The sequence below is a fragment of the Massilia eburnea genome, assembly GCF_050709955.1.
Lineage (GTDB): Bacteria > Pseudomonadota > Gammaproteobacteria > Burkholderiales > Burkholderiaceae_D > Rugamonas > Rugamonas eburnea_A.
This window is the reverse complement of the sequence record NZ_JBNZFX010000004.1, coordinates 14,456-27,026: the sequence shown is the minus strand read 5'-3', so window position 1 is coordinate 27,026 and position 12,571 is coordinate 14,456. Positions and strand designations below refer to the sequence as shown.

General features: G+C 61.3%; 10 protein-coding genes. 3 read left to right on the top strand and 7 right to left on the bottom strand.

Features of this window, described 5'->3' with window-relative positions:
• Positions 1 to 85: 85 nt before the first annotated feature.
• On the bottom strand, positions 86 to 1,738 hold the full coding sequence (locus tag ACQ4MM_RS04375; protein WP_431476237.1) for a M28 family metallopeptidase: 1,653 nt from the start codon (positions 1,736 to 1,738) through the stop codon (positions 86 to 88).
• Between the two features lie 177 nt (positions 1,739 to 1,915).
• On the opposite strand from ACQ4MM_RS04375, the gene ACQ4MM_RS04370 reads away from it, so the two are divergent.
• Positions 1,916 to 3,940, top strand: coding sequence for a M13 family metallopeptidase (locus ACQ4MM_RS04370; protein ID WP_431476236.1), 2,025 nt, complete (start codon positions 1,916 to 1,918; stop codon positions 3,938 to 3,940).
• Between the two features lie 142 nt (positions 3,941 to 4,082).
• Positions 4,083 to 5,969 (top strand): PQQ-binding-like beta-propeller repeat protein, encoded by a 1,887-nt coding sequence (locus ACQ4MM_RS04365; RefSeq protein ID WP_431476235.1) that lies wholly within the window; start codon positions 4,083 to 4,085, stop codon positions 5,967 to 5,969.
• On the opposite strand, the gene yegQ is transcribed toward ACQ4MM_RS04365, so the two are convergent.
• The 5 genes from yegQ to ACQ4MM_RS04340 all read right to left on the bottom strand — a co-directional run bounded on the left by yegQ (position 5,970) and on the right by ACQ4MM_RS04340 (position 10,427).
• The gene (yegQ, locus tag ACQ4MM_RS04360; RefSeq protein WP_431476234.1) at positions 5,970 to 7,265 is read right to left on the bottom strand and encodes a tRNA 5-hydroxyuridine modification protein YegQ; all 1,296 of its coding nucleotides are present in this window, start codon (positions 7,263 to 7,265) and stop codon (positions 5,970 to 5,972) included.
• 69 nt (positions 7,266 to 7,334) lie between these two features.
• Positions 7,335 to 8,105, bottom strand: coding sequence for a ParA family protein (locus ACQ4MM_RS04355; RefSeq protein WP_431476233.1), 771 nt, complete (start codon positions 8,103 to 8,105; stop codon positions 7,335 to 7,337).
• 68 nt (positions 8,106 to 8,173) lie between these two features.
• Entirely contained in the window at positions 8,174 to 8,659 is a 486-nt protein-coding gene (locus ACQ4MM_RS04350) for a hypothetical protein (RefSeq protein ID WP_431476232.1), read from the bottom strand.
• 32 nt (positions 8,660 to 8,691) lie between these two features.
• On the bottom strand, positions 8,692 to 9,393 hold the full coding sequence (locus ACQ4MM_RS04345) for a LytR/AlgR family response regulator transcription factor (RefSeq protein ID WP_431476231.1): 702 nt from the start codon (positions 9,391 to 9,393) through the stop codon (positions 8,692 to 8,694).
• On the bottom strand, positions 9,378 to 10,427 hold the full coding sequence (locus ACQ4MM_RS04340; RefSeq protein ID WP_431476230.1) for a sensor histidine kinase: 1,050 nt from the start codon (positions 10,425 to 10,427) through the stop codon (positions 9,378 to 9,380). Before ACQ4MM_RS04340 ends, ACQ4MM_RS04345 begins: the two co-directional genes overlap by 16 nt.
• Before the next feature lie 137 nt (positions 10,428 to 10,564).
• Between ACQ4MM_RS04340 and ACQ4MM_RS04335 the strand changes: the two genes are divergently transcribed.
• Complete coding sequence (locus ACQ4MM_RS04335) at positions 10,565 to 11,452, top strand: DJ-1/PfpI family protein (protein ID WP_431476229.1); 888 nt, start codon at positions 10,565 to 10,567, stop codon at positions 11,450 to 11,452.
• Here the strand turns inward: ACQ4MM_RS04335 and ACQ4MM_RS04330 are convergent, their stop codons facing one another.
• Positions 11,453 to 12,469, bottom strand: coding sequence for an alpha/beta fold hydrolase (locus tag ACQ4MM_RS04330; RefSeq protein ID WP_431476228.1), 1,017 nt, complete (start codon positions 12,467 to 12,469; stop codon positions 11,453 to 11,455).
• Positions 12,470 to 12,571 lie beyond the last annotated feature (102 nt).

Sequence of the window (12,571 nt, the reverse complement as noted above, 5' to 3'; positions counted from 1 at the left end):
GCAATCTTTTTGTGAAACCAGCATGGCACGCCGCGCAGAAAAAGAAAAGGCCCTCCGTGGAGGGCCTTGAACTGGGTTTGTATTTTTAGTTAGAACGTTTTGCTGCGCTTTGGTCGCGAATCGTGCGGAACTCGGAGTCGCTCGACCAGTTCGGCCAGTCCTTCGATTCGGCCAGGTCGCGGCCAAGGCTGTACAGGACGCCCAGGTCGCGCGCCATGCCGGTGAACGGCCACTTGGCATCCCATTCGTCCGAAGGCTGGTGGTAGTTATTGGTGGTGTACGCTTCCTGCGTCGCTTTGCCGGCAGCCACGCCGCCTTGCTCCCAGTCTTCGCCCGAGTCGAGCGAGAACGCAGGCACGCCGCGCTTGGCCATCGGGAAGTGGTCGGAGCGGAAGAAGTAGCCGGCTTCGGTGTGCGGGTCAGGCATGTAGCTGACGTTGATCGCCTTGAACTTGGCGACGAGCATATCGAGCAGATCCAGCTTTGCGCTGCCGGAAATGGTGAAGTTGCGCGCCGGACCGTATGGGCTCAGTGCGTCCATATTGATCATGCCGACGGTGGTGGCCAGCGGGTAGACCGGGTTGGATGCGTAGTACTCGGAACCGAGCAAGCCTTTTTCTTCAGCCGTCACGGCCAGGAACACCACGCTGCGCTTGGGCGCCGGCGCCTTGCCATAAGCGCGGCCCAGTTCCAGTAGGGCTGCGATGCCGGTGCCGTTGTCGATGGCGCCGTTGTAGATCTTGTCGCCCTTGGCGTCAGGCAGGCCCACGCCGAGATGGTCCCAGTGGCCGCTGTAGATCACGGTTTCCTGCGGGGCTGCCGTGCCTTCGCGCACAGCCACCACGTTCTTCGACTTGATCACTTGCGCGTCCACCGCGTAGTGGGCCGACAGGCTCACGCCTTTCAGTTCCACCGGCTTGAATTCGCGCGTTTGCGCCTGCTTCTTGAGCGCGTCGAAATCGAGGCCGGCGCGCTTGAACAGGTCGGCCGCCACGTCGCGCTGGATCCATGCTTCCATCGGGGCATGCGATTTTCCTGGCTCTTTGCGCACGATGTCGTACATCACATTGGTGTTCGAATTCTTCACCGTCGCCCAGCCGTAGGACGCAGGCGCGGTTTCGTGCACGATCAGGGTGCCGATTGCCCCCTGGCGTGCCATCTCTTCGTATTTGTAGGTCCAGCGGCCGTAGTAGGTCATGGCCTTGCCGCCGAATTCGCCTTCGCCGGTTTCGAAGTCCGGATCGTTGATCAGCACCACGGCCAGCTTGCCCTTCAGGTTCACGCCCTTGAAGTCGCTCCACTTGCGCTCAGGTGCGGTAACGCCGTAGCCGACGAACACCAGCGGGGCTTTGTCGAAGTCGACGCGCTTGGCGCCATTCATCGCGGCGCGCACCGCCAGTTGCTCGCCCTGTGCGAACGGGATGTTGTCCTTGCCGGCGTGCGCATTCAGCACTACCGGGCCTTTGATCTCAAAGCGGCCGAGCGGCACTTCCTGGTACCAGCTGCGCTTGCCCTTCACCAGGTCGCCGCCCGGTTTCAGGCCGGCCGCCTCGAATTGCCTGGCGATGAATTCAACGGTCTTCACTTCGCCGGCGGTGTTCGGGCCGCGGCCTTCGAATTCGTCGGATGCCAAAGTTTTAACGTCCTGCGACAGGCGCTGCGGATCGATCTTCGGCACGTCCTGCGCTTGTGCTGCGGCTGCAGCCAGCAGCACGGTGGCCAGCATGGAATATTTCACTGGTTACCTCCTGGTTGGGGTGAATGGATCTAAAACCCGGCAAGTATCGGCCTTGGCGCGCCGCAGGTCAAATAGCGGCTCCTTATGTAACTTAGTGTTGCTCCTTGGGCTGCAACGGCCACGCGCGGCGCCGCCTGCGGCATACTGCCGGAAGCATTTTTTCACCGGAGTCATTACATGAAACGCACTATTCTCGGCAGCCTGATTCTCGGCCTGGCATGTTCGCACGCATGGGCGGCGGAACCGGGCTCGGGCATCGACGCCGCCGGCATCGACCAGCAGGTCCGCGCGCAGGACGATTTTTTCCGCTACTCCCAGGGCAAGTGGTTGAGCGGTGTCGAGATCCCGGCCGATCGGTCAAGCTGGGGGGCGTTCAATGTGGCGCAGGAAAACGTGGAAGGCCAGTTAAAGTCCATTATCGAAAAGGCCCAGCGGGATAAGGCGCGCAAGGCGGGTTCCGATGCGCAGAAGATCGGCGATTACTACGCCAGCTTCATGGATGAAGCGCGCCGCAATGCGCTGGGCCTGAAACCGCTGAAGGCGGAGCGGGCGCGCATCGCCGCCCTGTCCGGCAAGCAGGGCATAGCCGCGCTGGTGGCGCACCTGAACCGCATCGACGCCGGCGGCCCGCTCGATATGAGCGTGCGCCAGGATGCCAAGGATTCAACGCGCTATGTGGTGGGGATCCGCCAGTCCGGCCTGGGCTTGCCGAATCGCGACTACTTCCTGTCCGAGAAGGACGCGCGCCTGGGCGATATCCGCGCCAAGTACCAGCAGCACGTGGAGAAGATGCTGGCGCTGGCTGGGCATGCACAAGTTGCGCAAGAGGCGGAGCAGATCGTCGCGCTGGAAACCGAAATCGCCCGCGCCCACTGGTCCGCCGTGGAAAACCGCGACCCGGTGAAGACCTACAACAAACTGTCGCTGGCGGAATTGAAAGCGCTGATGCCAGGCTTCGACTGGGACGCCTACCTGAAAGGCGCAGGCGTGGCCGGCAAGATCGATTCCGTGATCGTCAGCCAACCGAGCTACCTGGCGGCGCTGGACAAACTGATCGAGGCAACGCCGCTACCGGTGTGGAAGGCTTACTTTGAATTCCACATGATCAGCTCATTCGCGCCTTACCTGTCGCAGTCGTTGGTCGACGAGAACTTCGCGTTCCGCGGCGCGGTCCTGGCAGGCACCAAGGAAAACCGTTCGCTGCAAAAGCGCGCGATTGCGGAGGTGAACCGCGCGCTGGGTGAAATGGTGGGCAAGGCCTATGTAAAGGAATACTTCCCGGCCGAACGCAAGCAGCAGGTGGCCGAGATGGCGCAGAACTTCATCGCCGCTTTCCGCGAAGGCATCGATATGCTGGAGTGGATGAGTCCTGAAACCAGGCTGCAGGCGCAGGCCAAGCTGGCCAAGATCAACGTCAAGGTAGGCTATCCGGACAAATGGCGCGATTACAGCAAGCTGATAGTGGTGCGCAACGACCTGGCCGGCAATGTGCTGCGCTCGCGCGAGTTCGCGCACAATCTCAGTATCGACAAGCTGGGCAAGCCGGTGGACCGTTCCGCATGGAGCATGACGCCGCAAACCGTGAACGCGTATTACAGCCCCTCGCTGAATGAAGTCGTGTTCCCGGCGGCGCGCCTGCAGTATCCCTTGTACGACGCCAAGGCTGAACCCGCGGTCAACTACGGCGCGGTCGGCATCTCCATCGGCCACGAAATCAGCCACGCCTTCGACGACAAGGGCTCGCAGTACGACGGTGACGGCAACCTGCGCAACTGGTGGACCAAGGAAGACGGCGAGCAGTTCGCCGCGCGCGGCAAGATGCTGGTGGCGCAGTACAACGGCTACAGCCCGGTGCAGGGCTATAACGTGAACGGCGAATTGACCCTGGGCGAGAACATTGCCGACAACGCGGGCCTGATCATGGCCACCCGCGCTTACAAGATCTACATGAAAGGCCAGCCGGGTCCAGTGATCGACGGTTTTACCGCCGAACAGCGCATCTTCATGGGCATGGCGCAGGCACGCCGCGGCAAGGGCCGCGACGCTTTCCTGATCCAGCAGGTGAAGTCGGACCCGCACTCGCCGTCCGAATTCCGCGTGAACGGCAGCCTGAAAAACCATCCGGGCTTCTATGACGCTTTCGGCGTGAAGGAAGGCGACAAGATGTATTTGCCGCCAGAGCAGCGCGTCATCTTCTGGTGAAATATTTGCAGCCAAAATGTTGTATTTTGGTTGCGAAGAAATAAACTGTGAGAATTCGAAAACACAAATTGCCATAACATAAACCCTTTTTCCTGAGGGATTTGTTATGCACGCAGTAATTCGGGTTACAGCGCCACTTCTGATGGCGCTGGCCCTGGCCGCTTGCGGCGGCGGTGGTGGCAGCTCGGGGGTGACCGGCAGCTCGGGCGCGACCGGCAGTTCTGGCGGCACGACCACCAGTCCCGAAGGCAATTGGCTCTCCTTCACTCCAAACCCGCTCGAAGTATCTGGTTATGAAGGCGAATCGATTCCGTTCAAAATTACTGCAACATCCACCCGTACGTTCACCAAACCGTTCAATGTTGCCATAGTCGACACTTCGGGTACGATCACCACCGACGTACAGATCTCTGCCCAGAACGAAATGACTTATGTGGCCAACCTGCGCACTTCGGCCAAGCTTCCCGCCGGCACCACCCAGGCCAAGCTTGAAGTGCGCTTGTGCGAAGATGCGCCGTTAACCTGCGCCAAGCCGCTTCCAGGCTCGCCATGGCTTGTGCCGCTGAAAGTCAACGTCAAATCGGCTGCCGAGGCTGCGAAGCGCCTCGTGCTATCGGCGCAATCGCTGCAGGCAGAAGTTTATTCTGGCGAGAAGGCAGTTCTCAGCCTTGATGGCACTTACACGGGAGACCTGCTTGGCCAGGGCTTCCTGATCGGCATTGTCGACAAGGGAAACCTGAGTACCGCCACAGTCATCCCATCCTTGCAAGGCTTCAAGGCTACCTTAACCACCTCGGCAAGCTTGCAACCAGGCGAATACTCCAGCAACCTTGAGGTTCGTCTGTGCCGCGACAATCCGACCATTTGCAGCCTCCCGGCCCCTGGCTCGCCTGTGATTGTGCCGCTCAAGGTTTCGGTAAAGAATTCGGTGAACCTGACGCCTCTGGTGGCAGTGCCTGGCCTGGGTTCATGGACCACTTATCAGGGCAATGCGGCACACACCGGCAATGCCGATGCCAGCTTTGATGTTGCCCGCTTCACGCGGCGCTTCAATATCCCTGCAACCGGCAATTCTGTCAGGGAGTACAACACTGTAGCGGTCGACAACGGTAAGGTATTTGTTGTCGCTGGCGGCGCTACAAGCAATCCGTCTGAGCTGCTGGCGATTGGCGAAGCAGACGGCAAGGTTGCATGGCGCAGCAACCTTGGCAACATTGAACGAGCGAATTCGCCTGCGGCAGGCAATGGCCAGGTGTATGTGACTTCGACCGGCCAGGATTCCTTCATGTGGTTCTTCGACCAGGGCGGTACTTTGTTGGACAAAACCAGCATGGTTTCGCAATCGTTCAAATACCAGGCTCCTACTGTGTTTGGCTCCGATGTGTATTCGCTTGACGGTTTGTACAACGGCATAACCAAATTCTATGCACCTGCCAAGACAAAAACATGGTCTGTGTATATGCCGCAAGCGGATGGTTACACGCTGGCAGTCGATGCCGAGTATGCCTATGGTTATGCAGGCGGCACCTTCATCGCGAAGCGCGTGAGCGACGGCCTGCAGCTTTGGGCAGTCGGTGATGCCGACAATCCATTTCCTGCTTTTACCGGCAATACTCCTGCATTGGCCGGCAAACTGGGCATTATTCTGGAAGGCGGGCGCTTGATGGCGTTCGACAGGACTCCAACCCGCACCTGGTCGGTCGCAAATGGCTTCGTCGGCCAGCCTGCCGTTGGCAATGGGCTGGTGTATGCGTTGGCCGCCAATGGTAATGTGTTGGAAGCGCGTACTTCGGCCGATGGCAAACTCCAATGGACTTCGGAAAGTCTCGGTACGAGCGACTTCCGGGAAGTAGTCGTAACGCGCAACCTTGCCTTCGTCAGTGGAGCAAGCAAGACGCTGGCGATCGACCTGGCGACGCGCAAGATTGTATGGACTTACCCACGCGGTGGCAGCCTGGCGATCTCCAGCAATGGTGTGTTGTATATCCTGGGTAATACCGGCGCCCTGGACGCTATCAATCTCCAGTAATCAAAGGTAGCGCGACAGCAGTGCGCCATCCAGCCCTTCATCGAGCTGGATGCGCACGAAGTGGCCGCTGCCTGGCGCAATCGTGATCTCGCTGCCATCGTCCGCCAGCATGCGTGCGATGGTGATATCGCGGTTGCCGCCCGGGTGCATGACTTCAATGCGGTCGCCCACTGCGAAATTGTTCTTTACATTGACGCGTGCCCAGCCACCGTTGACTTCCAATACATCCCCCACATACTGGCTGCGATCGGTTTCCGATACGCCGCGCATATAGTTCTGGTGCTCCTGCGTGTGATGGCGCTGGTAGAAGCCGTCCGTGTAGCCGCGATTGGCCAGGCCCTGGAGCTGGCCGAGCAGGCCTTCGTCAAAGGGGCGGCCGGCTACCGCGTCGTCAATCGCCTTGCGGTACACCTGCGCGGTGCGCGCCGCGTAGTAGGCCGATTTGGTACGGCCTTCCACCTTGAGTGAGGTGATGCCGATTTTTACCAGGCGCTCGACGTGCTCCACCGCGCGCAGGTCTTTCGAGTTCATGATGTAAGTGCCATGCTCGTCCTCGAAGATCGGCATCAGTTGGCCGGGACGCCCGGCTTCTTCCAGCAGGTAGGTCTGGTTGGCGAGAGGATGGCGCGGCTGCTGGTGCAGTACGGAGATGTCGCCAGACGCGTCCTGGCAGCCTTCGCCGACCTTGTAGTCCCAGCGGCAGGCATTGGTGCAGGTGCCCTGGTTGGCGTCGCGATGATTGAAATAGCCGGACAGCAGGCAGCGGCCGGAATACGCCATGCACAGCGCGCCGTGCACGAAGACTTCCAACTCCATGTCCGGACAGCGCTGGCGGATCTCCTCGATTTCGTCGAGCGACAATTCGCGCGACAGGATGACGCGCGTGAGTCCCATGCGCTGCCAGAATTTCACATCGGCCCAGTTGACGGCATTGGCCTGCACCGACAGGTGGACCGGCATGTCCGGCCATTCTTCGCGCACCATCATGATCAGGCCCGGATCGGCCATGATCAGCGCATCTGGCTTCATGGCGATGACGGGCGCCATATCGCGCAGGTAGGTCTTGAGCTTGGAGTTGTGGGCAAAGATATTGCTGGCGACGAAGAACTGCTTGCCGCGCGCGTGGGCGCCATCGATGCCTTCCTGCAGCGCTTGCAGCGTGGAGAAGTCGTTGTTCCGTACGCGCAGGCTGTAGCGCGGCTGGCCCGCATAGACAGCGTCGGCGCCGTAATCGAAAGCGGCATTCATCTTCGCCAGGGAGCCGGCGGGCAGGAGGAGTTCGGGGGCGGTCAGCATGGCAGGCAAAATCCGCCAGCGTAGCCATGCCGCCGTCGCCGGGCCATGACCTGGATCAAGTTCGGCGCATTACGCCGGCTGCAGCTCGCCGTACAGGGCGAGGAATTCCTGGCTCAGCTTGTGGCTGCGATCGAGGTGGATCATCGGCAGGTTGCGCTCGTGGGATTCGCGGATGCGGATCGAGCTTGAGAGCTTGTTCTCGAACACCGGCAAGCCTTCTTCCTTGAGCTGGTCCACCATGCGCTGCGGCAGCAGGGCGCGCGGCTGGAACTGGTTGACCACGATGCCTTCGATCTGCAGCTTGGGATTGTGGTCGGCCTTGATCTCCTTGACGTTGTCGACCAGGGTATACAGCGCCTGGCGCGAGAAGTCGTCGCAGTCGAAGGGGATCAGGCAGCTATCGGCAGCGATCAGGGCCGATTGGGTGAAGAAGTTGTAGGCTGGCGGCGTGTCGACATAGATTTCGTCGAATTCCTTTTCCAGCTCGGCCAGCGTGTCGCGCAGCTTGTAGATCTTATGGCGCGATTCCAGCTTCGATTGCAGGTCGCCCAGTTCGGGATGGGCCACCATGATGGACAGCTTATCGAACGGCGTGGTGTGCACATATGCGCCGGCCGGCTTGGCGAATATGCTGTAACTAAGCATTTGCTCGAAATAGGCGCCAAGGGTAGGCGCCAGTCCCGCAGTTGCCGCCCCGAGCAGGTAACGGCTGCTGTTGCACTGCGGGTCGATATCGATCAAGAGCGTGCGTTTGCCATGGTGCGCCGCGATGGCCGCCAGGTTGACCGCAATGGTCGATTTACCGACGCCGCCCTTCTGGTTGAAGATTACGCGTTTCATTTGCTGGCCCCCGCTGTGGCTAATATTGCAACGATTCTAGCATGATGCGGTGCAGCAAAAGCAAGCGTTTATGCCGTTTGGGCCTTCTCGCAGGAATTCGACTCCATGATACCGCGCAGGTAGCCGCGGCGGACTTTGCCTGCCAGGATCGCGGTTTGCGCTTTCTTCGATTGGCGCTCGGCACCGCTTAGCTTGCGCAGCCAGCCGCGGAAAGGAATCGCCCCTTCCACCGTGCGCGCCAGGGCGCCGGTGGCCGCGTCGCCCAGGGCTTCTTTCGAGGCGTCCATATGGCTCTGCTTTTCTGCAGGAACGTCCAGGTCCGGGCCCAGCTCCTCATCCAGATCTGCAACTTGCGCCAGCAAGGCCGGGCAGCTCCTGTCGGAGGGCGCTTTGTAGGGGTTGCCTATGGCGTCGCGCAGGACGTCGGGGATGTCGACTTTAGCGATATTCAGGTCCCGCAGCGGCGTGGCCCCGATTTCCTGGATGCGGGTTTGGTCCTTGGTGGCGCACGCGCTCAGGGTCAGCACGGCAATGGCAAGTATCAGTCGTTGCATATTCTTTGCGGTTAAGAAAAATGCAAGTATAACTAAGCCGGGGACAATCGATCCAGAATTGTTTTGCGGTAGCGGCGGCTCATGCGCAGGCGCTGGCCTGCTTCCAGCACGACTTGGTACTCGCCGTCTTCACGCAGTTCCAGTGCCCGCACGCGTTCCAGGTTGACGATGGCTGAGCGGTGGATGCGCTGGAAGCCGTGCGGCGCCAGTTCACCCTCGAGCTCGGACAGGCTGCGGCGCAGCATATGGGAACGGCCGCCGGCATGCACGGTGGCATAGTAGTCGCTGGCCTCGATCCGGTCGATGTCCGCAAACTTCACTACCTCCAGCGCATCGCCGTTCCTGATGATGAAGCGGCGTGTCTCGTTTGGCACGCGCAGGCGCTCTTTAACGCGTTGCAACACGCGTTCGAAACGCTGGTCGTCGAAAGGCTTGAGCAGGTAATCGAGGGCGCCCACTTCGAAGGCGCGCAGCGCGAACTGCTGATGGGCGGTGACGAAGACGATGACGAAGGGCGGCGCGGTGCCGAGGCGCTCCAGCAACTCGAAGCCATCGCATTCGGGCATTTCAACATCGAGAAAGACCAGGTCGGGCCGGGCCGCCGGCAGCGCCGCCAGCGCTTCTTGCGCCGAGCCGCACTGGCCGACCACGGAGATTGCCGGGTCGCGCGCCAGCAACAAGGCCACATTGCTGCGCGCCAGCGGCTCATCGTCGATGATCAGGGCGCGCAGCATGATTGCTCCCCGTAGGGCAGGGTGATCACGGCCTGCACGCCCTGCGCCGTATCGTGCAGCAGCAGCGACTGTCGTTCACCGTAGAGCGCCTGCAGGCGCTGGCGTGTATTGGCGAGGCCGACGCCGTCATGCAACTCGGTTGCCAGCGCTGGACCATCGTTGGCAACGGTCAGCGTTAGCACCTCGCCTGCGCGGACAGCCGTTACGCGCAGTGATCCGCCTTTGGCGCGTTTGGCGATGCCGTGCTTGATGGCGTTTTCCACCAGCGGCTGCAGGACAAGGTCGGGCACTTTTGCATCCACGATATCGGCTGGGATGTCGAGCTGCCAGTGCAGGCGTGCGCCGAAGCGTACCTGTTGGACTTCGAGGTATCTGCGCAGGAATTCGATTTCGCTTTCCAGCGGCACGAGCTGGCGCTCGGAACGGTCGGTTACGCGGCGCAGCAGGTCGCCGAGCGCGGCGATGGTGGCGATCGCTTCGTTGTCCCTTTTCTCGCGGATCAAGCCGGTGACGGCATTCAGCGCATTGAAAATGAAATGCGGCTCAAGCTGCAAGCGCAGTGCGGCCAGTTGAGCCTGCGCCAGCAACTCGCGCTGCTGCGACAGGCGCTTGCGCGTGGCGAAAGTGACGCTGAGCGCCGTAATTGCACCGTACAGGATCACATCGCCCACCAGGTTGCCGATGAATTTCGATTTCCAGAGCGGCAGGAAGGGATCTGGGCCCTTGGGGTAGGCGAAAGGGTTGAACGAATGTTCGAGCGTGGCAGCCCAGCAGGTCCAGGCCGCGCCGATTGCCAGGCAGGCGCATACATGCACGGCCCAATTGAGCGCTGCGCGCGAGGGCAGGGGAAAGCGCCGCAGAAGCGCGAGCGCAACCGGGGTCGCGGCCGCCCATGCGCCCCACGAGGCGACGATCACGAGAAACAGCGTCCACCAGTCGTGCTGCATGCCCATGGCGCGCATGGACACCACGGTCTGGGTGGCATCGAACAAGGCCAATGCCAGCCAGGCGAGGAAGGGAGCGATTGCGGTCATGGCCGCAATGATAGGGGAAATCACAGGCACGGGCGACGGGTTTGCAGCGAAACCACGGCGGGCTGCAGCGAGCTGCATCGCGCGGCGCCTGGGGCGGTGGGAGACTACCAGCCTTATCAATCTATCGAGGCGACATCATGAGAAGACGAGACCTGTTCCGCATTTCCACCGCAATGGGACTGGGCGCCGCGCTGCCGGTCCTGGCCGAGGCCAAGGCGTTGCCGACGCCGGCAGCGCCATTGAAGCCGCCGGCCGAAGGCAGCATCCCGGTGGCCTTCCTGCTGTCCGATAACGCGGTGATGATCGACTTTGGCGGCCCGTGGGAGGTGTTCTGCAACGTCAGTGTGCCGGGACGCGCGGATGGACCGGTGTTCCGGCTCTATACAGTTGGCGCCACGGAGGCGCCGATCACCACGTACGGCGGCATGAAGATCGTGCCGAACTATTCGATCGCCAACGCGCCGGCGCCCAAGGTAATCGTGGTGCCGGCCCAAACCGTGGGCGACCCGGCAGTGCTGGACTGGCTGCGCCAGGCGTCGCGCACCGCAGACCTGACGATGTCGGTCTGCACCGGCGCTTTCATCCTGGCGCATGCTGGACTGCTGGATGGAAAGTCGGCAGCCACCTACCACGGCGCATTCAAGGAGTTCGTCATGCGCTTCCCTCGCGTTCAACTCAAGCGCGGTGCCCGTTTTGTAGAGGAGGGCAATATCGCCACCGCCGGCGGCCTTTCCTCCGGCATCGACCTCGCACTGCGTGTGGTGGAGCGCTACTTTGGCCGCGCCGTGGCCAGCAACACAGCCTACACCATGGAGTACCAGGGCCAGGGCTGGCTGGACCCGAAGTCCAACAGCATCTACGCCAAGGTGCGCCGCTCAACGGAGCAGCATCCGCTATGCCCGGTTTGCGATATGGACGTTGACAAAGCGGCTTCCGCATCGAGTATCTATCGCAAGCGCATTTACTACTTCTGCATGGAAGACCATAAGAAGCTGTTCGACGCGAATCCAACCAACTTCATCTGATCACATTGCGGCGACGTCGATGATCGCTTGCGCAAACTCGCGCGGCGCTTCCTGCGGCAGGTTGTGGCCGATGCCGCCGGCAAGCGTGCGGTGCAGGTACTTGCCGCTGAACTTTTTGGCATATGCGGCCGGTGGCGCATGCGGTGCGCCGTTGGCGTCGCCTTCCATCGTGATCGAAGGCACGGTGATCGAAGGGCTGGCGGCCAGCTTCGCTTCCAATGCGTCGTATTTGCGCTCGCCGTCGGCCAGGCCGAGGCGCCAGCGGTAGTTGTGAACCACGATGTCGACGTGGTCCGGATTGTCGAAGGCAGCCGCGCTGCGGGCAAAGGTCGCTTCATCGAAGGCCCATTTCGGTGAGGCGGTTTTCCAGATCAGGCGATTGAAGTCATTGCGGTTCGCCTCGTAGCCCAAGCGGCCACGTTCGGTAGTGAAGTAATACTGGTACCACCAGTCGTATTCGGCCTGCGGCGGCAGCGGCTTCTTGTTGCCGGCTGGGGTGCCGATCAAATAGCCGCTGACCGAGACCAATCCCTTGCAGCGTTCCGGGAACAGGGCCGCGATGATGCAGGCCGTGCGCGCGCCCCAGTCGAAGGCGCCGAAGATGGCGTTCTCGATTTTGAGAGCATCCATCATGCCGATGATGTCGAGCGCCACCGCGGTTTGCTGGGCGTTGCGGAAGGTTTCCTTGGAAAGGAAGCGCGTGCTGCCGTAGCCGCGCAGGTAAGGCATGAGCACCCGGTAGCCGGCGCCAGCCAGCAACGGCGCTACTTCTTCGAAGCTGTGGATGTCGTAAGGCCAGCCGTGCAGCAGGATCACCGGCTGGCCGTTTGCCGGGCCGAGCTCGGCGTATCCGATTTCCAGTTCAGCCGTGCGGACCGTGCGCAGCGTGCCAAGCGAGCGGCCGGCGCCAGCCGGTAAGGCAGCTGCCTGGGCCAGTGGCGCCAACGCGGCCAGTCCGGCCAGTGCCAGGAATCCGCCCATCAGGGAACGGCGTTGCGTGTTGATCGGTTGCTCCAAAGCTTGCTCCGCGGCGTGTTGTTGTGGGGTCTAGTATAGAAACGAAACGTATCTGGATTGTGTCACGGTATATCATGCGTGTAGTTTCATCGAATTGGATTT